The following is a 25,885-nucleotide window of genomic DNA, read 5'->3' on the forward strand; positions in this document are numbered from 1 at the left end:
GTTTTGATATTCTAAGAGCTCAGTATCCATATTCCAAATACTGAGCTTACGAGTCCAGATTCCAAAAGACGTCCCCAGAGTAATGGATGGCAACCTCTCTATGGTTTTCTTTGCGACCTTTATTACGCTTTTTTATGTGTGAGGAATAGACTTGGGATGAATGTGAAGGTAAGGACAATCGCAGATACTAGGAAGCCGGCATGATAACCTTTCAAGCTATTCATAATCGTTGGGTGCAGTCCCTGGATGACCGTCGCGACAACAGTGGCAATAACAGCTGAACCGAAGCTTGAACCCAGATTTTCAATAATATTAATACCGACACCTGCTTCTGGAAGTTGCTTACTGTCGAGTCCTGTATAAGCATCACTGGTGAGCGGAAGCATAATCCCTCCAAAACTTGTTCCACGGATGAACAAGAGGATAGAGATCCAAATCATACTTGTTTTATCGGTGATAAAGATAAGCGGAATAGATCCGATAAGCGAAAGAACAAGACTAACAATCACCACGTCTTTTGCACCGATCTTATCAATCATTTTCCCGATCATCGGCCGGGTAACGAACATTCCAACACCTTGAGGGATTAACGCAAGTGCTGCTTCGATTGCCGTGAAGTGGCGGAGATTTTGAAAGAACAATGGCAGTATTAACATAGGTCCCATGACGGCAATATTCGCTAAGAACAAACCGATGCTGGATGCTGTGAAGCTCTTATGTGCAAATAAATTTATCGGAAGTACGGTTTGATTTCCTCTGATTCGATTATATATGAGGTAAATGATGACTAAACCAAGACCAATACCCACCCATAGGATTGTTTCACTATTGTTAAATGAAGCATGGTCCGCTGCTTTCGTAATGCCGTAAATGAATGTCGCGCTTAATAAGGACAAATTGATAATCCCGAAACAATCAAGTTTACTCTCTTTGTTGAATGGTTCGAAGTCCGGAATAGATTTCATCATAAGTGGTACTGCAATCAAAACAATGAACACGTTAATGAAGAAAATCCAATGCCATGATGCCCCTTGCACAATGAAACCTCCGATTACAGGGCCTAAGATTGGGCCGAAAATCATCGGTGTACTGACGATGGCCATCACTTTCCCTATATTTTCTTGACCTGCTGTCTTGACCAATAGAGTTGACATGAGTAGGGTAATAATCCCAGCGCTAAACCCTTGAAGTAGACGAAAGAAGATAAAGCTGGAAATGTTCCAACTCACTCCCACAAAAACTGAAATGACACCAAAGGCTATACTTGAACCGATGAAGATGGTCTTGCCGTTAAATTTATTCATAAGCCATCCAGATACTGGAATTGCCATAGCAAGAGCTAAAACATAACCTGTAATGGACCATTGAATGGTATCCAAGGTCGTGTTGAAATCCTTAGAGAGTTGATGAATGGCGATATTCACCATTGTTGAATCCAGCATCGGAGCAATCGCTCCAAGTGCAATCGCCCAAGCTGCCATCAGAACTTCTTTTGGTATTTCTCGTTCTTTTACTTTATCTTTTGACATATGCTACTCCTCTTCTACAAAAATTGTTTCTTTGTCAACAAAACAATAACATCATTTTGTTTCCCGGTCAACAATTAATCAACGATAAAAAGGCAGCCAGTTCTAAATAGAACCCAGCTGCTTGTGGTTTTAAAAAATTTATCCGATTTAATTAGTCGTTAACCCTTGTTTCTTTATTTCTGCATCCAAATGCTTATTATACTTTTCCACAAAGCGAAGCATACTGTCAAATTGTTCCTCGGTTACTTGCTCGAATACGGCTTTATCTCGTTCTATAAACTGTTTGTGGAGTTCCTCATGAATATTATAAATGACTTTTCCCTGATCAGTAAGCCTGAAATAGATTTCTTTCTTATTATTTGGTTTTTGGTAGTTTTCGATGAGGCCTTTTTTTATTAGCTTCTTCGTTAATTTACTCATGGCACCTCTCGTCATATAAAAGGATTCCGCAAGTTTTGTCACATTGGTCTCTCTATTTTTTTCAATAAATTCGATACAATGGACTTCAGAAGGCTTATACCCCTTAAGACGGTCTTCCATTTTAGGTTTATTAAGCCAAGCTATCTTATTGAATAAATCCCTGAAATTCATTATGAGCTGTTCTTCTTTGGTCATGGCTTGTCCTCCCCATCGTTAGTATCTCCATAATATCATAGCGCCATTTTATTACTATTTCGATAAGATTAAAATAATTTTTAGGCATTGAGTGCTATGTAAAAAAGAGTACAGAGTGTCTAAATAACGAGCAACTAAACATTAGTCATGATTTGACAATTAGACACAACAAAGGATTAAACCTCTATTTAATTCTAAGGATAATTGTTAGGATGCTATGAGGAGAATGAGCCAGACTGGGGACCATCAATCGTTTTAAATAATCGTGATCGTTCAACCCGTAAGTGATGCTGGACAGTTGTCTGTTACTTATAGAAAAACTGCACCACCAATTGTTAAATGTCACATCATTGGGGTACAGTTCATGTCTAGTTTCCCTTTTGTTTGCGCATTAGAAAGCCACACACTTGCTCCCTCAAAGCTCACCACTTTCCACCAGAACGGACTAAAATCGCTTTATTTAAAAGATACCGCTTGACTTCCCATTTGCTCCCAAGCTTTTATAAAACTCTGGCGTTCAGCTTTCCTGTTTTTCTTACCACTTAAAGGATCATTGTAATAAATCCACTTTTGATCGTAGCCTGTCACAACAACAGCATGCTCTTTATAAGTAATTTTAATCTTCCCTTTAGGTGTTTCCCATGTTCTCCAGTACTTTTTAGCAAGAGGTTGAAAGGTTGACGTTGTCACAACCCAAACTGGTTTTTGACCGATCAGTTGCTCTATGACGCTTTTAAAAGGTTTCCCTGTCAAATCAAGAACACTGTTTCCTAAATATTTCCGAGCAAGATCCGCAATCGGCCCATGATAAACACCTAATCCTGGGCGATTAAAGGTGGTCATACTTCCCACAAAGCCTGTATTTGGATTCCCAAAATAAACGTGGCCATTTTTTAATTTATAAGCCGTAGGATCTTTTTTTATTTGATGAGCTAATCTGTCTTTTGTTACATCTATTCCTTTATATTGTAATAACATGGCTAAGCTAGTGACTTCACAGCCTCTCGGAAGTTCCGGCATTTGCTTAACTAAGGGAACATCTAGTGTCAGCTTCTCGGGCTGTATGAAAAAAGGCAGACGTTGATGATCAAATGACAGTGATTCATTGGGGATAGTCTCTAACATGCCAAAACGTAAAATGGAACGATTCGAGGCGACATCATTCGTTGCTTTAGACTGTAAAGGAGTGGTAAGAATTCCAACAATAATAAAGAAGCTCATCACACCATATAATTTTATTCTATACATAAGCCTCACCTAAAAGTACTTTATGAATAGCGAGAACACATTATGTCTTTTATAGTCTTCATAACGTCTCCCTCCCCAGTATTATTGTGTACAATATGCTGGGCTTGGAGATGTTTTTCCCTCGCTTCTTGTAAATGCAGCGTGCCTTGTCGCATGTATTGTTTATACCTCGCATTAGCCTCTTTAATTTCTACTGTATAGATGTAGATAAGTTCTTCATTAATGACCCGTTCATCAAGTAAATAACATTTATCCTTTGGATGGGAGGGTTCATATAAATGAGGCTCGGTACCATCAATAATCGCTGTTTTCAATTCTGGTATAACCATCGCGTCTAAACTCTCTGTATAAAAAGGACACCGATAAAGTGAAACCGTGTAGTTACAAGCCATCGCTACAATGGCTAAAGCTTGAAGGATCCCTGTTTTACCGATCCCTGGATTCCCCTTCAAGATGAAATAACGATCCACCAATTCCGGCGGCCAGTGTTTAAAGCTTTTGGAATGATGACGCGCATTTCCACCAAAATAACTGATTGAAAAAGGTTCGAGAAGGCGGGGCCAACCCTTAGTATGGCTTTCATGTGGATTTCTTAAAAATAATTCTGTGACAATTTCATTCATAATAGCTTCAAAATTTTCTTTAATGACTGCTTTTTGATTGATTTTCTTTATCTTATTAAGATAATGTTTAGCTGCCTTAAATTTCTCTTTAGCCTTTAGTAATTGCTGTTCCTTTTCCATAAGTAAAAGCGCTATGCTTTCTTTATCGAACCGGCTTTGGTTTCCTGAATGTATAATTTCTTTGTGGCCATCATAGTTTGTTAAGGTGTGATCAAACAACTTATAATCAAGAAGAGCAATACGGGAAGATGCCATGATTAGCCCTTGAATGGATTCTGGATGAACAGGATCGATAAACAGGATCAATGGTTCAGGGTTCCAATCGGATTGTTGGATGGCATCCAAAAGATGCTGTTTTTCAGTGAGCGAGAGAAGATCGATCAGATAGAGTTGCTTGAGATCTTGTAGTTTAAACGGTAAGTGGAGCTTTTGCTGGGAGTCACAAATACTTTGAATGTACATTTCTTTAATGTCCCACATTGCTCACATTCCTCCACAAAAGAATATTAAAAAACTTCGTGTCGATAAAAAACTTTTAGGAATGACTTTCAAACCAATATTGTTTTATAAAGGGACCAATAATAAAAGAAACAATTGAAATCGGCAGCCAAAACAAAAGCAAGGATGTAAAGAGAAAACAATGTAATCCCATTTCCATCGGCCATTTCCTTCGTTTCAGCCCAAACATTAACGTAGAAAAGACACTCCCTATCACTAAATACATAGCTATCAATAAAGAGGTGATCATCAATTATCACTCCATCCCACACTGATACGCTTTTTATTAAGTTATGCAGACCCTCGTTTTCTGTGATAGGACAACAGCTTCATATTTCTGATCCTCATTCAAGAAAAAAATACTCCGCCCAAAAAGTTAAATTCTTCTACCGAACCTTAATTCCATCGCGACCCTTTCTACTTTCAAAATGGTGAATGAACTCATTAAGAAAAATGGAAAAGTGAACAAGTGAGCGATTTCCGTATTGTTACACGACCAGAATTTTATACATTCTTATACTAAAAAAGAGTGTGCTCTTTATTATGAGTCACACTCTCTTTCTGTTATTTACTGTTTCGCTCATACACAAGAAAATCATGAGCATACTTATTTTTTTCATCGACGCTCCCTTCTTTTTTGGAAGCTAAGGTCCAATCGTCAAAGTTAAAATTAAAAAAGGTATCTCCTTCAAATTGATGGTGGATATAAGTGACATATAATCGCTCCACTTGGGATTTAAAAGCTTTGAAAGCGCCGGCTCCACCTATGACGAACCATTCTTTTTCCTTTTTTAAGTAAGTAAGAATATCTTCTGGCGAATGAAAGACAAGGCATCCCTCTGCTTGATATCCCGAATCCTTTGTCAATATTATGTTTGTTCTCCCAGGCAATGGCTTTCCGATCGATTCGTAGGTCTTCCTCCCCATCACAATCGCGTGCCCCATCGTTAGGTGTTTAAAATATTTCAGATCAGCTGGCAAATGCCAAGGCAAGTTGTTCCCCTTTCCGATCAGGTGGTTTTCGTCCATCGCCAGTAAAAACGCCATCATACCGATACCTTCCCTTTAATGTGGGGATGAGGATCATAATTAAGAATCTCAAAATCTTCATATTGAAAATCAAAGATAGAATTCACCTGTCGATTGATTTTTAATGTTGGTAACGGACGAGGATCTCTCTGTAATTGGAGTTTAACTTGTTCTAAATGATTCAAATAAATATGTGCATCTCCTAAGGTGTGAACAAATTCACCCACCTGAAGTCCTGTAACATGGGCTATCATATGTGTCAGTAAAGCATAGGAAGCAATGTTGAAAGGAACCCCTAAAAATACGTCGGCACTGCGTTGATAAAGCTGACAGGAAAGCTTACCGTTATTGACATAGAATTGAAAAAGACAATGGCATGGCGGCAAAGCCATATTAGGCACATCCGCTGGATTCCAAGCGCTGACAATGAGCCTTCTTGAGTCGGGTTGTGTTTTGATCATGTCAACAACATCAGCAATCTGGTCTATCGTCTCACCATTTTTTCCGGGCCAAGATCGCCATTGGTAACCATAGACAGGTCCCAAATTCCCTTCTTCATCGGCCCATTCATTCCAAATCTTCACCCCATTTTCTTGAAGATAGCGAATATTCGTATCCCCTTGTAAAAACCAAAGTAATTCATGAATGATGGATTTACGATGAAGTTTCTTCGTCGTGAGTAATGGAAAGCCTTCGTTTAAGTCGAATCGCATTTGATGTCCAAAGACACTGATCGTTCCTGTCCCCGTTCGGTCTCCCTTTGTATTTCCTTCTTGCAAAATGCGTTCGCATAGCTCTAAATACTGCTTCAAAAGAATCTCTCCTAATCCGTATTAATAATCATCGTCTATTGCTCATATATCTTAATGATAGTCACTTAAAGTATTCTTTATAGAGCGTGTTTAAGTGTTCGTAGGACTTCTTGGCCCATAAATCGTCGCGTTCTTCAAGTGGCTTCATTTTTTCAATAAGAGCGTTTTTTAAAGACAGCTCATAATCAGGAACTTCACCTTCAAACAGACTCATAGCACTTATATTGACGAGGACCTTTTCATGAAAAGCATGTGCCCTTCTTTCGTGGAATAAAGGGACATCTGTCTCATTAGGCTGATGAAGATCTCCTTGTGTCGGATGCTTAAGCACAGCAAGAGTCTCAACAACTGCTGATTGCTCATTTCTAAATTCGACTAGTCTGGCGATATATTCACCAGTCTTACTCCTTACTTTCACTAGGGCGTCGGGTTTAAGTTCAGCTTTCATACATATCCCCTTTTTCATCTTTTAACACTAGTATAACAAATTTCTACAATCCTTGGTTCTTAAATACGGTCACTTTTGTTCAAATAGGGGGTAAGCTTTGACTACATTAAGATCAGGGTGAGGGTTGTTTATGTCAATTATTAATGGAAATCAATTTATTGAGCGCATTGACCAACTTGGCACAAAAGTATGGTATCACGGTCAAGAGATTAAAGGAAAACTTTCTGAGCACTCTGCCTTCAAAGGATTAATGCGTTCTCAGGCGAAATTATATGATTTACAAGCAGATCCTACAAAACAAGCACTGATGACTTGGACTTCAGAAACAAGCGGGAATCCAGTGGGAACCTCGTACCTACCGCCAAGAACGACCGAGGACCTTGAAAAGCGCAGATTAGCCATACAAGAATGGGCCAAAGAATCCCTGGGGATGTTAGGTCGATCCCCAGATTATATGAACACGACCATTATGGCTCTTGGAACGTCAGCAGACATTCTTTCTGAGGAAAGTCCACGGCATTCTGAAAATATGCAAAACTATTATGAATTTGTACGAGAAAATGATCTTTCTTTGACACATACATTTATTCTCCCTCAAGTGAATCGTTCGCAATTTTATATCGAAGATCCACAGGAAATGATCGCCGCACAAATCATTGGAGAGACAGATGAAGGTGTGATTGTCCACGGCGCGCGCTTATTAGCAACACAAGGTGCAACAACTGATGAACTCCTTGTCTTCCCGTCCGGCGCGAGACTCCCTCATATGAAAACAGCTGAACCTATGGCATATGCCTTTGCCATCCCTAACAATACTCCCGGTTTAAAATTTTATTGCCGAGATTCCTTTGTAGGAGGAGAGTCTCATTTTGATCATCCTTTAAGTTCTCGTTTTGAAGAAATGGATACAATTGTCGTCTTTGATCATGTCTTAGTCCCCTGGGAACGTGTTTTTCTTCACGGGAACATTAACGTCAATAATCGTCTGTATCATGATAGCGGCTTTTTCTCACAAACGACACATCTCATTGCTTCCAAAAATGTAGTTAAAATTGAATCCTTCCTAGGGATCATGAAAGCCATCATAGAAACCATCAATATCGGCGAGTATCAACATGTTCATGAAAAAATTTCTGAGGTCATTGTCGGTTTGGAAGCGATGAAAGGCTTTATCCATTCTTCTGAGAAAAGCGCTAAAGTTAATCAATGGGGGGTTCTTACACCTGATCCAAATCCGTTACAAGCCGCAGTTTTTTATTACAGCAAGTTTTATCCAAGAATGGCGGAAATCATTCAACTGTTAGGGGCAAGTGGTTTAGTATCGACACCTACGGAAGCAGATTTTAATTCTTCTGGAGGAGACGATCTCAGACACTACTTAAAGACCTCTACTGTCAATGGTGAAGAAAAAGTAAGGTTATTTCGATTAGCTTGGGATGCTTCTATCAGTAGTTTTGGGGGACGTCAACAACTCTACGAACGTTTCTTTTTTGGAGACCCTGTCAGACTCGCATCGATATTATATAAACAATATCAAACAGATGCCTTTGAAGAGAGAATTCGTTCATTTATAAATGATAATGATTAGATCGATCACTTTGTCCTCATCGTTCGTGATCATGTATACAATTGAAAACTGTGATCTAAGTTTGGAGGGGAAATATGACTAACCAACACCCGTTTAACCGGATATTTAACACTAATGGCGTAGAAGCAGTGAGAAAAAAATGGCTCGAAGAAGTGAAAAGGCAACCGAATAAAGCTTTAGAAGCCATCAACCATCCTGAATTAGAATTTCCTAGTCTCTTTGTTTTAAAGGATGAATTAAACGACCATTATCATGCTCTTTCTAGACGCAATCGCATTGGCCTACTTCATATCGAAAATGTGTTAACTCATACAATGAAAGGGCTTGAAGATCCGTGTTCACCTCTTGAACATTATGACGACCATCTCCATTGTTATAAATGGATAGTTACAACCGGTGGTGCACATTTATTGAATAATGACTATAACACTGTCATTGATCATGCCTGTACACACCTTTATAAGTTTTATAATGAAGGGCAACTCGAAGAATTGGTTAATTTGATTTTTCATCGTTATCGAAATAAGACCCTAAGTCATTATCTGCTCAATATTCTTTTTGATTGTTCAAGTCCAGAATGGATATTGCTCGTTGCTCGATTCTTTTATTCTAGTCCTACAGATCGAAAGTTTGCCAGAAAACTCCTACATTTTATTCCAGGAGTTAATGAAGCACAAAACCCTGAAGAGGCTGTGAACACCGTCGAAGCTTGGTATGAAAATAATGCTCATTACTTATTATTCACTGGTGAAACCCATGATACCAATCATGCGCCTGTGCCTTTCGTTGTTCATTTTCCTGCGAAGTACATAGGAAAAGCCCTTCATCCTCTGACAGGAAAATTTATTGCACCCGTCAGCCAACAGGATGTCGACAGACGTATGAGTTTTAGTCAACTGCAGATTGAATATCAGGAACTATTAGCCACGACATCCCAACAAAAAAGAAAGGAAAATCGAGCTGGATGGCAACAATGGATCAAGAAACCATTATCCACTCATTTGAACGAACACAATATTAGGACTTCCTGTTGTCAATAAGATACTGATCAAAAATGGAGGGATATTATGCTTTTTATACAAGGGCAACCGTTTTCAGTGGAAAGAGCACAGACCCTAGCACCATCTACCCCTTATAGTGATGCCATTATTTCGAGTATGGTCGAGAATCCGGACCCCTTTTTATTTGCTTATCAAGACCTCTTTAAATTTGCCGTTATCCTGCGTTCAAACATTGTTGATGCCGCCAAGGCGCTATCAACGAGTCACGCCTCCTTTGAGACATTTTACCGAACAAGAGGAAATCCAAGTTATTGGACTATTTCGAATGAAGGTGGATTACAACTGCGCCCGAGCGTTAGACCAAGTGAGGCAATTATGGACATATCCAATGCAGGTCAGCATTATGGATTTGAATGTGCAACGGCCATGGAAATTGTATTACTCACGGGTATACTAAAAACAATAGGCCCAGATGGTTTCGACCAATTGTACGCAAACCTTTATTTATGGGATTGGAATGATGTCCCGCATTTACCGTTAACGATAGAACCCGTCACACAGCACGGGGTACCGGGTGATGTTCGCTATTTTAAAAATCCAGATGTTAGTCCCCAGCATATGGCTTTTCAAGGTGAAAACGTCATTGTTTTACCAAATGAGCAGTATTATGGTCATGGCATAGGCATCGGTGGTAAAGCGTTCATGATTTCACACCTAAATCAAGCCCGCAGGCCCGGAGCAGAGAGAAGTGCCTATCTCATGCCTCGGGCCACCCGGATTGTTCTCCCTGCCCTATATGCTTCAACAGAAAGCTTTCTTCAACTGCCTCAACCGACACTCCCTGTTTAATGGTATGGGGAAAGAAAAAACATGTGGTGTGAACAATACATCACGGTCAAAATCAAGATTTTCTCCTATAAAACGAAAAAAGAGACTGACCACTGGCGAGGCTACTGAAAATTTTTCGTATTTCTAGAGAATTTTATAAGAAAAGCCGGGCAAAAATGAACTGCACCTCCAATTGTTAGATGGTGTTTAATAAATTGGGTGCAGTTCAAAGTCGTTCAGTTTTTCCTATTAATCATTAAAGGCTTGTTTCGCAAGCATTCCCAGTACGGAGTCTTCAGTAGGAGGATTAAAGAGTCCAGCGCGCACATCACGTAAATAACGTTCAAAAGGTAATGATTTATTGAGACTAGAACCTCCGACAATCTTCATCGCACTATCTACGACCTCTGTCGCTGCATTCATAACAACGACCTTAGCTGCAGCAAGGGAGGCTCCGAGTTCATAGCGTTTATCCGGGAGCTGATCCCATTGTCTCGCCACACTATACAACATGTATCGTGCATTTAATAGCTTCAGCTCTATTTCACCTATTTTATCACGGACGCGTGGGACATCCTTGATGGGATGCTCAAGACTATTGGGCTGGTAGGTTTCCGCAAAATGAATCACATCATGTCTAGCCGCTAAGGCTATACCTAGATAACAAGCCGGAATATGTAATAACCAAGCAGGTGGTAATGACTTTTTTTCCCTATTTCTTGATATGGTTTCAACTAAAGCGTCCGAGCCAACAGTAACGTCTTTTAGGAACACATCATCACTACGAGTCGCTCGCATTCCCATCGTATCCCATGTTTGTTCTACTGCAACCCCATTAGCTTCTCGGCTGACTAAAAACCAGCCTACTTCTTCTTGATTTTCTATTGATGCCGTGACTAGAAACCAATCCGCTAGAGCAGAAAGTGTTGAAAAGTTTTTATGCCCATTTAAAATCCAGCCATCGGTTGTCTGTCTTGCAGTTGTTTGTGGTTTTCCTCCACGGGTGGGGCTCCCTGTTTTTGGCTCAGTCATAATACGATTAATCAGTTGTTTCTCTTTTACAATACCCTGACATAACTGACTAAAAGCTGACTCTTCCCATTCTCTTCTTAATGCAAGGTCCATAACCACACCGAGATGCCAACCTACACTAAGAGCTGTAGCGGCATCGCCTTGGGCTAATTGTTCTTGCGCTATAACCATTTCAGTTAATGAAATGTCTTCTCCACCATATGATTCCGGAACAGTCAGTGCGGTGTACCCCGCCTCCTTTAAGGCTTGAAAATGCGCTACTGGAAAACGCGCTTCGCGGTCGTTTTCGGCAGCGTCTTTACGGAATTGATCAGCTAAATGTTTGGCTTTTGCATATAATTCACGTTCATGATCCGTTTGTAAAAACAGATGATCCATATCTGTTTCCCCCTCATAAAGAAGAATTTTTATGTACATAAGAAATACTGGACGAAAAGTATGCCTAGTCCTTATTCAGACAGGCATTAAAATTGAGTTTCAGCAAAAGGCAGCTTCAGCACCCCAGTGGATTGGGACGGAAGACGCGTGACTCCTTCGGGAACAGCACGCGTCCGAAGTTCCATTTTGGAACACAAATCCTCCATTCCAAAATTTAACTGAGGCCGTCCCGAGGAAAGCGAGCACTCTGGAGTGGAGATCAACATCTTCTTGGTGACCAAGATTTTTATGCTTTCCGACGTTAACAAAAAAGGAGACAGATTTGTCTCCCCTTACCTATGCATGCTGTTCCATTCTATAACGATTGCGTGGATGTTCACGGCATTCCTTCGAACAGGAACGCTCGTATTTCTTTTCACAATCCTCACAGCAAATGTGTTGTTTATTACATTCAGGATTTGCACAGTTGACAAGACGATCCTCTGTTTTCCCGCAGTAATAACATTGCCCAATCACACGATCCTCTTCCGTTCGATTCACAGGAACCGCAATCCGACCATCAAACACATAACATTTGCCATCATAGTACTTCCCTTGGACTTCTGGATCTTTTCCATACTCTACAATCCCACCATGAAGCTGACTAACGTCTTTAAATCCCTCTTTTATTAAATAGCCAGAAAACTTCTCACATCGGATACCACCAGTGCAGTAGGTAAGGATTTTTTTATCCTTTTTATCCGCAAGGTTCTCTTGAATCCACTTAGGGAGATCACGAAACGCCTTGATATTTGGAAGAAGCGCATTGCGAAAATGGCCAATTTGATGTTCATAATCATTTCGCGCATCAATAATGATGACATCATCATCCTGCATCGCTTCAAAAAATTCCTTTGGTTCCAAATGCTTTCCCGTCACTTCATTAGGATCAATATCCTCTTCAAGTTTTAATGAGACAATCTCTTCTTTATGACGTACAAAGATTTTTTTAAAGGCATGATCATCAGCTTCATCGATTTTAAATTCGATACCTTCAAAGCGGGGATCATTTTTTAATTCATCCATATAACGGTCGGTTTGTTCAATAGTACCAGAAAGTGTGCCGTTAATCCCCTCAGAAGAGACTAAAATACGCCCTTTCACACCAAGTTGCTTACAAAATTCAAGGTGCTCTTGGGTATAAGTCTCAGGATCTTCTATTTTCGCATATTTATAATAAAGTAATACTCGATAGGGTTTTGTCATGATGTATACCTCCCAAATAATTATAATACCATGTTTTCATCACTTTTTCTCGTCGATTTGTTTTTCTAAGACAAACATTTCTTCTTTTAATGCTTCAGCTTGTTGCTCGATAAGCTGGCGAGCGTCTGCCAAAGCCCGATTGTAAATGTGTGGACCGATCTCTTTAATGATAAATTCATAGAAATTTTCTGCCCCTATGAGACCGAGCGCTTCTCCTCTTTCATCATAAAAATAAGTTTGTAATTTTTCAATAACTTCTCTCTTACTTTTTTGCTGTAAAATATAGAGCCTCCCCTTTCAAAAACTAAACACCATATAAAAACACCAAGCAGATACTTGGTGTTGTCACTCGCATTGAAGTTCTCTTCTTAGCAGTTTTCATCAAAGGCTTGCGTAAGATTCGCCATGATGGTTTCGACATCTTCGTCCTCAATATCTTCTCGAGGAATAAAGTGAACAACCTCTTTTCCCTTAAGTAAGGCCATGGATGGAGAGGAAGGTTCATAACCCTCAAAATAGTCTCTCATTTGTGCGGTTGCTTCTCTATCTTGACCTGCAAATACAGTCACTAAATGATCCGGTTTCTTATCATGTTGCTGCAATGCTTTAACTGCAGCTGGGCGAGCAAGTCCCGCAGCGCAACCACACACGGAATTGACGAAAACAAGGGTTGTTCCTGAGGCCGATTGAATATAATCATCAACCGCTTCTGGTGTCCTTAATTCCTCAAAACCTGCATCTGTTAATTCAGCACGCATGGGTTTGACAATTTCGCGCATATATTCTTCATATGCCATTGACATCTTAATCACCCCTCAAGGTCTTTTTTCATACAATATCATGATGCTCTACTTCTATGCAACCTAAACGATTTACTTTCGGACTAAATGACGGTACAAGCCATAACCCTTAAAACCCAATGTCTTTAATATCGGTTCTGAAGTCCCTATTCGCGCTTGAACCGTGGCCCACTGCGCCCCCATTTGTTTGGCTAAATTCAAGCGAAAACGCACAAGATCGCTGTAATACCCTTGATTTCTATAGTTCTTTAGAGTTGCAGAACCCTTTAAATAGAGCACAGAGCCATCTGCACTTAAACGATCATTTCCATAAGCTACCGGAATTCCCTTAATTGAATAGGCAATAAAATAATGCCCCCGCCGTTCCGGAAGACGGATATACATTTTCCGCTCTTTAAAGGCGGCTTTGCGTGACGGAAGATCATAATCCCACACCTCTGCGGAAACTGAGATAAGTTCACGAATCTCTTTATCCGTTAAAACTTCACGGACTTGATGACGTATACGCTGTGGCTCCCAATCCTCTAATGACAATGCTAACCCCTCATATTGGTCTATACAATACCATCCATTAGATAATAAATAGTCGAGCAATTCAGGAGGTTCTTGCGGGCCGATCCACCAAGCAAACGCTTGTGCTTCATAAAAACGATAGACCTCCTCAATGCCCTTCACTATATCCTTTATGTGTCTGAACTTGACAATCTTATTGGCGTAAATGCTTGTCGATTGATGATTGCGGATCATCATCAATTGCTCGTTATCCACAAATGCGATACCTTCAGGAACAAACGTGTCTTCTACATCCCAATGTTGCGCTTCAATGGCCTCTAAAATCTTGTTATGATTCAACCTATTCCTTCATCCCCTTTTACGTCTTTATCTAAAATAGACCACTAATAACCCCTTCAGAACTGATATCCATTTGCAGGGCGGCTGGCAGCTTAGGCAGTCCCGGCATGGTTAAGATGTCTCCAGTTAATGCCACAATAAAACCGGCGCCTATCCTAGGTCGTAATTCTCTAACATGAATCACAAAGTCTTTTGGGCGCCCTAATTTTTTCGGGTCATCCGATAGTGAATATTGCGTTTTCGCCATGCAAACAGGCAATGCCCCCCACCCCTGCTGCTCGATTTCCTTTAACTGTTTTGCCGCTAATGATGAGAACTCGACGCCTTGTCCACCATAAACCTTTTTCACAATCTCTGTGATCTTATCTTCAATACTCTCCTCTAATTCATAAAGGGGTTTAAAGTGATTCTCTTTCTGTTCAATGACTTGGACAACCGCATGAGCTAAGGCTTCACCACCTTTTCCACCCTCTTCCCATACATTGGTCAAAGCCGGGGTCACACCACGAGCTTCACACCACTCCTGTAAAAATGACAGTTCAGCTTCACTATCAGAAATAAAGCGATTAATGGCCACTACATAAGGAAGACCGAACGCTTCTATCGTCTCTATATGCTTTTCAAGATTAGACATACCCTTATGTAATGCTTCAAGATTTTTTTCTTGTAATTGATCTTTTTGTAATCCGCCGTGCATTTTCAAAGCCCGAATGGTAGCCACAATTACGACTGCACTGGGTTTCATCGCTCCTGCACGCATTTTTATGTCGAGAAATTTCTCAGCCCCTAGGTCAGCGCCAAAGCCTGCTTCAGTGACCACATAGTCTCCTAATTTTGTCGCCATTTTTGTAGCTACAATACTATTACATCCATGTGCGATATTGGCAAAGGGTCCTCCATGCACAAAAGCAGGTGTATTTTCTAATGTTTGAACAAGGTTCGGATGAAGAGCATCCTTAAGAAGGACTGTTAAAGCTCCTTCGACGCCTAAGTCGCTCACAAAAATAGGGACATGCTGCCGATTATAAGCCACAACCATACGACTGAGTCTTGCCTTTAAGTCCTCTAGATCGAGGGCTAAACAAAGAATGGCCATGATTTCAGAGGCAACCGTAATATCGAAGCCATCTTCTCTTGGTATTCCGTGTGCTGGGCCTCCAAGACCAATGACAATGTTTCTTAATGCGCGGTCATTTAAATCGAGCACCCGTTTCCAAATAATTCGTCGTGGATCAATGTCTAAAGCATTCCCTTGATGAAGGTGGTTATCGATCACCGCAGCTAACAAATTGTGAGCCGCAGTAATACTATGAATATCACCTGTGAAATGCAAGTTGATGTCTTCCATAGGGATCACCTGTGAATAACCGCCGCCAGCAGCGCCACCTTTCATCCCCATGCTTGGACCTAGAGAGGGCTCCCGTAAGGCCACAATTGCCTGCTTCCCGATCCGGTTGAGCGCTTGTCCTAGCCCAACAGTTACTGTTGACTTACCCTCACCCGCCGGCGTTGGATTGATAGCGGTCACTAGAACTACTTTACCGTCCTTTTGTCGCTCAAGTCTTTTTAAAACATCAAGAGAGACTTTGCCTTTGTATTTACCGTAAGGCTCAAGCGCTTCTTCTGGAATGTCAAGCCCTTTTGCGATCTCTTGAATCGGTAAAGGTTTTGCAGCTTGTGCAATCTCTATATCAGAAGGAATCGTATGCTTCATCATCGTTTTTGTGGCCTCCATTGACTCTTTTATAGTTTTATTTGCCAAACGCTATACTGTCATCTCCATCGTATCATAAGGCGCCCTTCTTTTATAAGCGATTCCTCAGCTTTTTGACACGAAATCACTTGAAACACTTCCATATTAAAACCGCTTATTGTATTCTGAATAAAGAATTGTTTCCATTGGAACAAGAGTGAGTGATAAAACCCATTAAAGGAGATTTCATCATTGATAGAAGTATACATCGATGGCGCGAGCGCAGGAAACCCTGGCCCTTCTGGAATCGGCATTCTTATTAAAAAAACCGGGGGTCAAAGTGAAGAGTTTTCTTTTCCAATTGAAGTGACTCATAACCACATTGCAGAGTTTAAAGCCCTTATCACCGCAATGAAGCTTTGTATAGATAGGAAGTATGAAATGATTTCTGTACGAACAGACTCTCAACTTGTTGAACGTGCAGTCGAAAAACATCATATAAAAAATAAGGCGTACCAAAATTTATTAGAAGAAGTCATCACCCTTGAACAGCATTTTCAGCTTTTCTTTATTAAGTGGATCCCTAGTGATCAAAATAAAAAAGCGGATTTACTTGCGAGAGCAGGAATCCGTAAAGCCCTTAAAGCGGAGGACTCTGACGAATGAAAAATAAATGGGTCGCTGACTTGGGGCTATTAGGTGTGGCCTTTATATGGGGGACGACTTTTGTCGTTGTCCAGGACGCCATTAACCTTATTCCTCCACTCAGTTTCAATGGCTGGCGTTTTTTAGCTGCTGCTCTCTTTTTGTATGTAGGCTTTATTATTTTTTCTAAAAAGAAACGTTTTCCCTTGAAACTTCCGCTTTTATTAAACGGCGTGTTATTAGGAAGTTTGCTGTTCATTGGCTACGCGACTCAAACCATTGGGTTAAAATATACAAGTTCTTCTAAAGTCGCTTTTATTACTGGATTAAGTGTCGTCCTCGTTCCTTTTTTTTCATGGATAATTTTTAGACACACACCAAAATGGACTGCTATAATAGGAGTTATCTTTTCAACAACAGGCCTTTACCTATTGGCCATGCTCAAAACAGTTGAAGTGAACCAAGGGGATTTACTTGCTTTTATATGTGCCCTTGCCTTTGGCTTGCACATTGTCATTACTGACCGAGTCACCCGTTCGTTTTCAAGTGCCCAACTGACGATGATACAATTATTAACTGTATCTTTATTCAGTTTTTTAAGCGGCTTTTTTATCGATGGGTTTAAAACGACAATCAGTCTTCTTCCATTTATGAAACCGATGGTACTCTTTGCTTGTTTATTCACAGCCTTATTCGCGACAGCTGTGGCCTATTTCTTACAAACAAGTTTACAAAGATTCACTTCACCTACACATGTGGGCATTATATTTATCATGGAGCCTGTATTTGCTGGACTTACGGCTACAGTTTGGGAACATGAATCTATGACTCTTGCAGCAAAGATAGGTGCTGCTCTCATTGTATGCGGTATGTTATTAGCAGAGTGGCCAACAAAAAAGAAAATAAAATCACTCGATTCTTAACCGAAGCTTTTATACGTGTTGGCGTGTGTTTTCCAGAAACAAAGTTTAAAATAAAACCATAATAATCAGGTGATACTGTTGACTAATACAACAAGAACAACATTTGAAAATGAAACAACTTTACTTTCGCTTTACAACCTTTTTAAAAACAGCGGCGATGCTCTCCGCACTCGCCAAACGTTTAACCTCTTAAAAAAGTATCAAGATGAACGTTTTGATATTTGTTTTTGCGGCCATTTTTCAGCGGGGAAATCAAGCTTACTCAATGAACTCATGAACGAAGATATTCTTCCGACGAGTCCAATACCGACAAGCGCTAATCTTGTCTCCATCTCCCATGGTACTCCGGAAATCCAGATCGTGTACTGGGATGGACGGCTCGTTTCTTTTAAGCCGCCTTATAATATTGAAGCTATAAAACAACTCGCCAAAAATGGTGAAGAAGTCTCAGAGATTCGTGTCAAAACGAATGCAAATTTCCCACCTCATTGGGGCTTAATGGATACACCGGGTATAGATTCAACAGACCCTGCACACCAAGCGGCTACCGAAGAGGCTGTTCAACTGTCCGACCTTATCTTCTATGTTGCCGATTATAATCATATGCAGGCGGCAGACAATTTTCATTTTCTAAAGTCCATCCAGGCACTCAATAAACCCTTTCATATCATTGTGACACAAATGGACAAACATCACGAAGCTGAAATTACACTTAAAGAGTATAAACATAAAGTCGAACAAGGGTTGGCTTCTTGGGGGCTTCACCCTTTGACCATTTCTTATGTTTCTATATACAACCAAAAGTCCCCAATAAATGAACTAGACCAACTAAAGCAACTATTATACAGTCTTCAACAAACGGCAAAACCTTCAAAAGCAATCGATCCTGCTGTCATTAATGATCTGATCAGTGCGCACAAAGAGTGGTTCAAGTCTCTTGATGAGGAGAAAGTACTCGAAGATGAGAAACGCTTAGAAAATGTAAACACAGAGGTTCTTGAATCAACCATACCGACATTTCTATCAAAAAAAGAACAATTAGAAGAGGCGCTTTCGCACTGGGAACAACAGATTCAAGAGGAATGTGCTCGAACAATAAAAAGTGCCATCCTCATGCCATACGAAACAAGAGAAGCCGCTAAAGCCTTTTTAGAAGCTTATCAATCTCATTTCAAGGTTGGGCTTTTTTCCACAAAAAATAAGGTTGAGAAAATACGTCAAGAACGTTTGGATCAATTCCATAAACGTTTGCTTGAGCATGTCATGATTCTTAAGACCCAAACAGCTGACACTCTATCCAAAGCCATTGAAAAATTGATCGGCAAGCATGAAGAGATCACACAAGCAACGAACAAGCTCTCTTTTACACTGGAGTCTTCTCTCCTAGTCTCCCTAATCCATCAAGGCGCGACCCTCTCAGGAGAGTACGTATTACAATATACGGAGGATGTGTCTGAAACCATCAAAAAGGCATTAAGACGTTCTGTCCTTGACATATTAAACCAGCTAAAACCGACAATTGAACAAGGTCTTTCTGAAGAATTACAGAAGGTCGAGACACAATTACTTGAGCTAAAAGATCAAGTCGAGGCGTGGCAGGACTTAGAAGAGATCAAGCAGCGCCAAGCCGCTTATTTTGAAACGGTTGAGCGAATAGAGCGTGGGGAAAGTGCCCTTTCTGCAGACGAATTAAAAACGGTCGCAGAAACACTGGATGCGTTGGATGTGTGGACACCTGAACAATTACCTAAGGCTTTTAGAAAGGAGCCCAAAATTTCGGGTCAAGAAAGGAATACGGAAGATGAGAATGAAGGAGAAAAAGAGGACGTGTCACCCTCGGTCTCTTTAAATCTTTTTCATCAAGAAAAAAGCACCGACCAATGGATCACTATATTTGACAATGCAGCCGGACAATTACGCCCTTTAAAGGGCTTTCAAGAATATGTGACAAGTCTTGAAAGAAAGTCTGATCGTCTGCAGCATCAAACCTTTACGATCGCCCTATTTGGGGCCTTTAGTGCTGGTAAATCGTCATTTGCTAATGCTCTAATCGGAAGGAGAATTCTTCCAGTTTCACCCCATCCAACAACGGCAACGATTAATCGGATCTTGCCTATAGATGAGACTCATAAACACGAAACAGCAGAAATCCAACTCAAAAATGAGCAGGATTTATTAAGAGAAATAAATGACATTCTCAAGTCTTTCAAACAAAGCATTCAAGAAATTGATGAATTGGATAACGTGCTCTCTAAGGTCACTGATAGTGAAAATGAACGGATGACTTTCTTAAATGCTGCAGCAGCAGGCTGGAAGTCTTTAAAAGCCCATTTTGGTACAGTTTTACACGTGTCACTTGAAGAGGCTCATGCATTTATTGCCGATGAGTCGAAGGCTTGTTTCGTCGAAATGGCCAATATCTATTATGATTGTGACCTTACGCGTCAAGGCTTAATTCTTGTCGACACACCCGGGGCGGATTCGATTAATGCTCGGCACACTGAAGCGGCCTTTCACTATATAAAAAATGCAGATGCTATACTCTATGTCACTTATTACAACCATGCCTTTTCGCGAGCTGATGAAGAATTTCTCATTCAGTTGGGGCGGGTAAAAGATGCCTTTGAACTTGATAAAATGTTCTTTCTTGTGAATGCGATTGACTTGGCTCGCTCAACAAATGAGTCTGATGAGGTCAAACATTATGTCCAAGACCGCTTACTGTCTTTCGGAATCCGTCACCCAAGGTTATATGGGGTCTCAAGCTTATTGGCCATTCGAGCCATTGAAGCATCCCTCACACCTGAACAAAAGGCTTCATTGCAGGCACAATCTGGAATTGACGACTTTTATGAGGATTGGATGGATTATATTCAGAATGGCCTTCGAGGTCAACTTGTCGCCCAAGGGGTCAAAGAGATCCAACAAGTGCAGACTCTCCTTCGTGATTTTCTGGATAATGCCTCACTAAGTGAATCCAAACGCAAAGCGCTCAAACAACAAATCGAAACTGAATTCGAGAAAGCGAAACAATCCATAAGCGCCAACGAAGTATCCTATCAAACACGGTTAAACGACGCTATAGAGGAATACTATCTTTATGTTAAAAAGCGTGTGGTCCAACGTTTCCTAGATGAATTTACACGTTTCTTTAATCCAGCAGTCCTTCAACGCGGGAAAACAGCATCTAAAAAAGAGTTACTGACTCAATGTCTGACTGAATGCCTAGAATTCCTTTCTTTCGATCTCGACCAAGAAAACAGAGCGACTTTTATTCGGGTGGAGTCCTTTATGGATCGCTTAATTCATGAAAAACAAGCACTCTTATCTTCTAGTCTTGAAAAAATCGGGAAAAGCTGGCTCCTACATGATAAAGAAAAACAGCCATGGAAAACGGCTCACATCGTCAGTTCACTTTTAGATATTGATCCAAAAATATATGAACCCGTCTTTAAGTATTATAAAAATCCTAAGCAATTTTTTGAAGGGAATGGCCAGAAAATCTTTAGAGAAGCACTAAAAGAACAACTCTCGCAAAATATTGATCATATCACAGAAAAGAATAAACAAACCGTTCAGTCTCATTATAACCAACAATGGCAATTAAGAATGGAAGAACTGGGTGCTTTAAATACTCAAGATTTAACAACACAATATCAACAAAAACTTGAGGCGCTTGAGAGTAACCACGAGCAAGTCACTCAATACCAAAATATCGCCGCAAATCTGGCTCGCCATTTGCAAGGGTAAATAGTCAAGATTTGAAAAGTTGATTTTTTTAAAGCTAAGCACGATCCATGAAGTCAATAACTCTACTCTTTTCTTAACCTATAACAGCAAACGCCTATCCAACCAAATTAATGGTGGATAGGCGTTTTATTCAACATATATTTTATAGTTTTTTTCTTTTTTCTATCATCCCAATTCGTGGGAACACTTCACAGCGTTTATCTCATCAATTGACGGTACTTTTCACTGAGAGTCATAAAGGTTTCGCGGTCACGACAATCAAGCGCTTCATCGATTTTCAAGAGCAGTTGTTCTTTTGCAGATTTGACATAGAGACTATCTAGTACCATTTTAGCATAGTCCTTGTCTATGGATACCAACTTATCACTGGCTTGTGATTGCTGACTTTCTGATAGAAACTGCTCACGGGAACGTTCTGATTTCATTTGTGATGCCCCCTTACCTTTTCTCTAATTATAACATGAATTCAGATAATTTCAACGCTGAGATACTTGGAATTTTTTCCACCAAAAAACACGCATCGAAAATTTTTAGCTATCAAGTGACTCAGAGTGGAGTCCATAACGCCAGCTTATTAAAAGCTCAGAAGAAGTTTTTAATACAAACGCACTAACAGTAAGTCGATTGCAATGAAAAACAAGAAACTCCAGCGGAACAACACGCGTCCGATAATCCACTTGGGAATCCTATTATTTCATTCCCAAGTGAGCTGAAGCCGCGACCCCAGAAAGCGAGCGTTCTAGAACGAAAATCCCCTACCGTCCTAATGCCCACGAACTGTATCATTTTTGATCCTTCAAAAAAAGACCACCACTTAAAATAGTGATGGTCTCTTCCTTCTCAGGTTTTCAGTGATAAAAAATAAATAAATCCAATCAAAGATTATTTATTTATTTTTAACACGCTGTTGGTGATGACGTCTTGGCGGACGCCCACCTTTTTGTTGCGGTCCACGTGGATTGCGTTGTGGACGTCTTCTTCTTCCATTATAGCCTTTAGACTGTAATGGCTTTTCTTCTGTTAATCGCACCGTGCGTGCCTCAGGCTCATTCGTCATTTGCTTAAGGGCTGCTGCTAATAAAGTCACAGGATCGTGTTCTTTTATTAATTGCTCGGCTAATTCAATATAATTTGAATTCGTCCCTTTATTTAAAATATCGAGAAGCTCATCTTTCGTTTCAAGACGCCTTGCTTCCGCTGCATCTTCCTGTGACGGAATCGCCATGGATTCAATCTTTTTCTTAATGGTTTTCTCAATCATGAAAAGATGTTGCTTTTCAGAATGAATGACAAAGGTAATAGCTTCACCTTTTTTACCAGCACGACCCGTACGACCAATGCGATGAACATAGCTTTCAGGATCTTGTGGCATATCGAAATTATAAACATGTGTAACACCACTGATATCCAAACCACGAGCAGCAACATCTGTTGCCACGAGAATAGCAATACGATGATTTTTGAAATCATCCATGACTTGGTCGCGCTTGGCTTGGGTTAAATCGCCATGCAATCCTCTTGCTTTATAGCCTAATTTTCTTAAGCCAGAAGCAAGTTCGTCTACCCGGCGCTTTGTCCGTCCAAAAACAATGGCTCTCTCAGGAGATTGAATATCGAGAAGTCTAATAAAGACATCAAACTTTTGACGTTCTTTTACTTCAAGGAAATGTTGATCAATTCTATCAACAGTAAGAGCCTTCGCCTTTATTTTGACTTCAGCAGGGTTTTTCATAAATTGGTCAGCAAGATTGCGAATGGCAGGTGGCATTGTTGCTGAGAAAAGTAAGGTTTGTCTTTCTTCAGGAACCTTACTAAGGATCTTTTTGATATCATCGATAAAGCCCATATTTAACATTTCATCAGCTTCATCAAGGACAATAGAATGCACTTGATTCAACTTAATTGTCTTGCGGTTAATATGGTCTAAAAGTCGTCCAGGCGTGGCTGCAATAATATGAGGTTGTTTCTTTAGGGCACGAATCTGTTTCCCTATATCTTCCCCACCATATACTGCCATGGCACGTATCTTCTTGTTCTTTCCTAATTGATTAAGTTCTCTAGCGACCTGAACAGCGAGTTCCCTTGTTGGGGCAATAATGAGTGCTTGAGGATCCTTATGTTGACTGGCATCTAATTTCTCAATGATAGGGATACCAAAAGCTGCTGTTTTCCCTGTCCCTGTTTGCGCTTGACCAATAACATCTCGCCCGCTTTGAACGAGTGGAATCGATTGTGCTTGAATGGGCGTCGCAGCTGTAAAGCCCATTTCTTCAACTGCTTTCAATACTTCATTACTAAGACCGAGTTCGTTAAAATTCATAGTGTTGGTAATTAGCTCCTTCTTTTTCAACTCTTTATGCTTAGACTATTTTCACTATGTCTCCGCTGTCTAAAGCACTAAGCAACAAAGATAAGAAAAATAGCCGGTAGCATATGTTAAGCGTCTTAAGCCGACGCTGAATATCGTGCATACAAATAGCATTTCCCGCGATCAACGGAAAATGCCCGTCAAACACAAATATAATTCTACAATAACAAAAATCACTGATTTATGCAATGGTTACAACTATTTTTCGCATTTCCCGTCCTTTTATTCACTTAAAAACATGCCGTTTACCTTGAATAAACGTCATAAAAAAGACTTTGGTTATTAAAAAAATGTATTAAAAGGACGATCAGAGTTGTTTGCATAAGAAGGAACCTATATAATAAAAGGCATAAAATTTATGTGAGTTGTTTTTTAAAATGCACAATAGCAAAGTGAGGGCGTGACCATGAACTTAGAAAACTCTAAGGAATCAACCATAATTTTGTTTGGCGCAACAGGAGATTTAGCAGTGCGTAAGCTTTACCCAGCACTTTATCAATTATATAAAAAACAAAACGATGTGGAGCGTTTTGCTGTTATAGGGCTTGGGAGAAGAAAGTACGATCATGATACTTATCGCAATATGGTAAAAAACTCAGTCAAAACGGATGATGCCTCGATTGACGATTTTCTGAGTCGATTTTTCTTTTACTCACTCGACGTCGATAATATTGAAGGGTATGTTGGATTAGGCGCCCTTGCCGATAAAGTCGATACGGACTTTAATCTATCTGGCAATCGCATTTTTTACCTTGCCTTAGCTCCTAATTTTTTTGGTACGGTAACCAACAATTTAAAGGACTCTGGATTAACAAATACAAAAGGCTGGAAACGCCTCGTCATTGAAAAACCCTTTGGACATAATCTCTCGTCGGCAAAGGTCCTTAATGAACAAATCCGCAGCGCGTTTGCCGAAGAGGAGATTTATCGAATTGATCATTATCTTGGTAAAGAAATGGTACAAAATATCCAAGTGATCCGGTTTGCTAATCCCCTCTTTGAGTCAATATGGAATAACCGATACATATCAAATATTCAAATTACCTCCAGTGAAACTCTAGGTGTAGGCGAACGCGCCGGTTATTATGATCGTTCAGGTGCCTTAATGGATATGGTTCAAAATCATATGTTACAGATGGTAGCTTTAACGGCCATGGAACCCCCTAGCCGACTTGAAACAGAGGATATTCGTGACGAAAAGGTAAAAGTCCTCCGCTCTATTAGACCGGTCACTTCAGAAAGCGTAAAAGACGATATTATTAGAGCCCAATATACCAGTGGCGTTTTAGCAGATGGACAAACTGTTCGAAGCTATCTTGATGAGGAGAATATCGATAGCCAATCACAAACGGAGACCTTCGTAGGCGCAAAATTATATATCGATAATTTCCGGTGGGCAGGCGTCCCGTTTTATATAAGAACAGGGAAACGCATGGGCGTAAAATCAACCCAAATTGTCATTCAATTTAAGGATGCTCCATTAAATCCTTATCTAGATCAACAACCTAATTTATTGGTGATCCATGTTCAACCTGATGAGGGCCTATCACTGAAACTGAACGCCAAGAAAATAGGTGAATCTCAAGAAACAATGCCCATTCATCTTGATTTTTGTCACAACTGTACCAACGATTTAGGGACTTCTGATGCCTATGAGCGCTTAATCCATGATTGCATTCGAGGGGATTCCACAAACTTTACCCGTTGGGATGAAGTGGCTTTATCTTGGACTTATGTCGATAGTATTGCTCAGGCATGGAAAGATGGATATGGGCCTTTAGAGTATTATGAATCCGGAACGATGGGTCCAAAATCAGTAGATGACTTATTGGCGAAAAACGGCTTTCACTGGTGGCCGATAACGAACGTTGAGCATAATTAGGCTCTTGAATTAAAGAGGTTGAAAAAACACCCGTAGTTAGCGGGTAAATTCATTAGGTTTAAAAAGGAGAGGGTATTTCAAAAGCCGTTAAGCTTTTA

At 40.2% G+C, this 25,885-nt stretch carries 22 protein-coding genes; 7 read left to right on the forward strand and 15 right to left on the reverse strand.

Annotated features, from left to right (window positions below; translation table 11 throughout):
- Positions 1 to 122: 122 nt before the first annotated feature.
- The 7 genes from IEV91_RS08695 to kapB form a co-directional block, all read right to left on the reverse strand.
- Positions 123 to 1,529 (reverse strand): MDR family MFS transporter, encoded by a 1,407-nt coding sequence (locus IEV91_RS08695; RefSeq protein WP_188497038.1) that lies wholly within the window; start codon positions 1,527 to 1,529, stop codon positions 123 to 125.
- A gap of 147 nt (positions 1,530 to 1,676) precedes the next feature.
- Positions 1,677 to 2,144 (reverse strand): MarR family transcriptional regulator, encoded by a 468-nt coding sequence (locus IEV91_RS08700; RefSeq protein ID WP_188497039.1) that lies wholly within the window; start codon positions 2,142 to 2,144, stop codon positions 1,677 to 1,679.
- Between the two features lie 456 nt (positions 2,145 to 2,600).
- Complete coding sequence (locus IEV91_RS08705; RefSeq protein WP_188497040.1) at positions 2,601 to 3,392, reverse strand: C39 family peptidase; 792 nt, start codon at positions 3,390 to 3,392, stop codon at positions 2,601 to 2,603.
- A gap of 20 nt (positions 3,393 to 3,412) precedes the next feature.
- A complete protein-coding gene (locus tag IEV91_RS08710; protein ID WP_188497041.1) occupies positions 3,413 to 4,495 on the reverse strand; it encodes a hypothetical protein in 1,083 nt (360 codons plus the stop codon).
- A 582-nt stretch (positions 4,496 to 5,077) separates the two neighbouring features.
- A complete protein-coding gene (locus IEV91_RS08715) occupies positions 5,078 to 5,563 on the reverse strand; it encodes a dihydrofolate reductase (RefSeq protein WP_188497042.1) in 486 nt (161 codons plus the stop codon).
- A complete protein-coding gene (locus tag IEV91_RS08720; protein WP_188497043.1) occupies positions 5,560 to 6,354 on the reverse strand; it encodes a thymidylate synthase in 795 nt (264 codons plus the stop codon). The genes IEV91_RS08715 and IEV91_RS08720 overlap by 4 nt, the downstream gene beginning before the upstream one ends.
- Positions 6,355 to 6,415: 61 nt before the next feature.
- Positions 6,416 to 6,802 carry a sporulation phosphorelay system protein KapB gene (gene kapB / locus IEV91_RS08725; RefSeq protein ID WP_188497044.1) on the reverse strand — a complete coding sequence of 129 codons (387 nt, stop codon included), beginning with the start codon at positions 6,800 to 6,802 and terminating at the stop codon, positions 6,416 to 6,418.
- 130 nt (positions 6,803 to 6,932) lie between these two features.
- Here kapB and hpaB point away from each other — a divergent pair, with 130 nt between their 5' ends.
- The 3 genes from hpaB (at position 6,933) to tgl (ending at position 10,240) form a co-directional block, all read left to right on the forward strand.
- On the forward strand, positions 6,933 to 8,390 hold the full coding sequence (gene hpaB, locus IEV91_RS08730) for a 4-hydroxyphenylacetate 3-monooxygenase, oxygenase component (protein WP_188497045.1): 1,458 nt from the start codon (positions 6,933 to 6,935) through the stop codon (positions 8,388 to 8,390).
- Between the two features lie 74 nt (positions 8,391 to 8,464).
- A complete protein-coding gene (locus IEV91_RS08735) occupies positions 8,465 to 9,430 on the forward strand; it encodes a hypothetical protein (RefSeq protein ID WP_188497046.1) in 966 nt (321 codons plus the stop codon).
- A 27-nt stretch (positions 9,431 to 9,457) separates the two neighbouring features.
- Positions 9,458 to 10,240: a spore coat transglutaminase TGL gene (gene tgl, locus IEV91_RS08740; RefSeq protein ID WP_188497047.1), complete on the forward strand. Its 783-nt coding sequence runs from the start codon at positions 9,458 to 9,460 to the stop codon at positions 10,238 to 10,240.
- 228 nt (positions 10,241 to 10,468) lie between these two features.
- On the opposite strand, the gene IEV91_RS08745 is transcribed toward tgl, so the two are convergent.
- The 6 genes from IEV91_RS08745 to IEV91_RS08770 form a co-directional block, all read right to left on the reverse strand.
- Positions 10,469 to 11,629 (reverse strand): acyl-CoA dehydrogenase family protein, encoded by a 1,161-nt coding sequence (locus IEV91_RS08745; protein ID WP_188497048.1) that lies wholly within the window; start codon positions 11,627 to 11,629, stop codon positions 10,469 to 10,471.
- 336 nt (positions 11,630 to 11,965) lie between these two features.
- Complete coding sequence (trhO, locus tag IEV91_RS08750) at positions 11,966 to 12,874, reverse strand: oxygen-dependent tRNA uridine(34) hydroxylase TrhO (RefSeq protein WP_188497049.1); 909 nt, start codon at positions 12,872 to 12,874, stop codon at positions 11,966 to 11,968.
- Between the two features lie 39 nt (positions 12,875 to 12,913).
- A complete protein-coding gene (locus IEV91_RS08755; protein ID WP_188497113.1) occupies positions 12,914 to 13,156 on the reverse strand; it encodes a DUF2164 domain-containing protein in 243 nt (80 codons plus the stop codon).
- 86 nt (positions 13,157 to 13,242) lie between these two features.
- Positions 13,243 to 13,677 (reverse strand): BrxA/BrxB family bacilliredoxin, encoded by a 435-nt coding sequence (locus IEV91_RS08760; protein ID WP_188497050.1) that lies wholly within the window; start codon positions 13,675 to 13,677, stop codon positions 13,243 to 13,245.
- Between the two features lie 69 nt (positions 13,678 to 13,746).
- The gene (locus IEV91_RS08765) at positions 13,747 to 14,526 is read right to left on the reverse strand and encodes a GNAT family N-acetyltransferase (protein ID WP_188497051.1); all 780 of its coding nucleotides are present in this window, start codon (positions 14,524 to 14,526) and stop codon (positions 13,747 to 13,749) included.
- A gap of 31 nt (positions 14,527 to 14,557) precedes the next feature.
- Positions 14,558 to 16,240 (reverse strand): formate--tetrahydrofolate ligase, encoded by a 1,683-nt coding sequence (locus IEV91_RS08770; protein ID WP_188497114.1) that lies wholly within the window; start codon positions 16,238 to 16,240, stop codon positions 14,558 to 14,560.
- Positions 16,241 to 16,471: 231 nt separating this feature from the next.
- Between IEV91_RS08770 and IEV91_RS08775 the strand changes: the two genes are divergently transcribed.
- From IEV91_RS08775 to IEV91_RS08785, 3 genes are all read left to right on the forward strand, one after another.
- The gene (locus tag IEV91_RS08775) at positions 16,472 to 16,885 is read left to right on the forward strand and encodes a reverse transcriptase-like protein (RefSeq protein WP_188497052.1); all 414 of its coding nucleotides are present in this window, start codon (positions 16,472 to 16,474) and stop codon (positions 16,883 to 16,885) included.
- A complete protein-coding gene (locus tag IEV91_RS08780) occupies positions 16,882 to 17,787 on the forward strand; it encodes a DMT family transporter (RefSeq protein WP_188497053.1) in 906 nt (301 codons plus the stop codon). Before IEV91_RS08775 ends, IEV91_RS08780 begins: the two co-directional genes overlap by 4 nt.
- A 78-nt stretch (positions 17,788 to 17,865) precedes the next feature.
- A complete protein-coding gene (locus IEV91_RS08785) occupies positions 17,866 to 21,537 on the forward strand; it encodes a dynamin family protein (RefSeq protein WP_188497054.1) in 3,672 nt (1,223 codons plus the stop codon).
- A gap of 197 nt (positions 21,538 to 21,734) precedes the next feature.
- Here the strand turns inward: IEV91_RS08785 and IEV91_RS08790 are convergent, their stop codons facing one another.
- Complete coding sequence (locus IEV91_RS08790; protein WP_188497055.1) at positions 21,735 to 21,962, reverse strand: IDEAL domain-containing protein; 228 nt, start codon at positions 21,960 to 21,962, stop codon at positions 21,735 to 21,737.
- A 461-nt stretch (positions 21,963 to 22,423) separates the two neighbouring features.
- Positions 22,424 to 23,857 carry a degradosome RNA helicase CshA gene (gene cshA / locus IEV91_RS08795; protein ID WP_188497056.1) on the reverse strand — a complete coding sequence of 478 codons (1,434 nt, stop codon included), beginning with the start codon at positions 23,855 to 23,857 and terminating at the stop codon, positions 22,424 to 22,426.
- A gap of 454 nt (positions 23,858 to 24,311) precedes the next feature.
- Between cshA and zwf the strand changes: the two genes are divergently transcribed.
- A complete protein-coding gene (gene zwf, locus IEV91_RS08800) occupies positions 24,312 to 25,787 on the forward strand; it encodes a glucose-6-phosphate dehydrogenase (protein WP_188497057.1) in 1,476 nt (491 codons plus the stop codon).
- The last annotated feature ends 98 nt before the right edge of the window (positions 25,788 to 25,885 follow it).

The sequence above is a fragment of the Pullulanibacillus pueri genome (genome assembly GCF_014639255.1).
Lineage (GTDB): Bacteria > Bacillota > Bacilli > Bacillales > Sporolactobacillaceae > Pullulanibacillus > Pullulanibacillus pueri.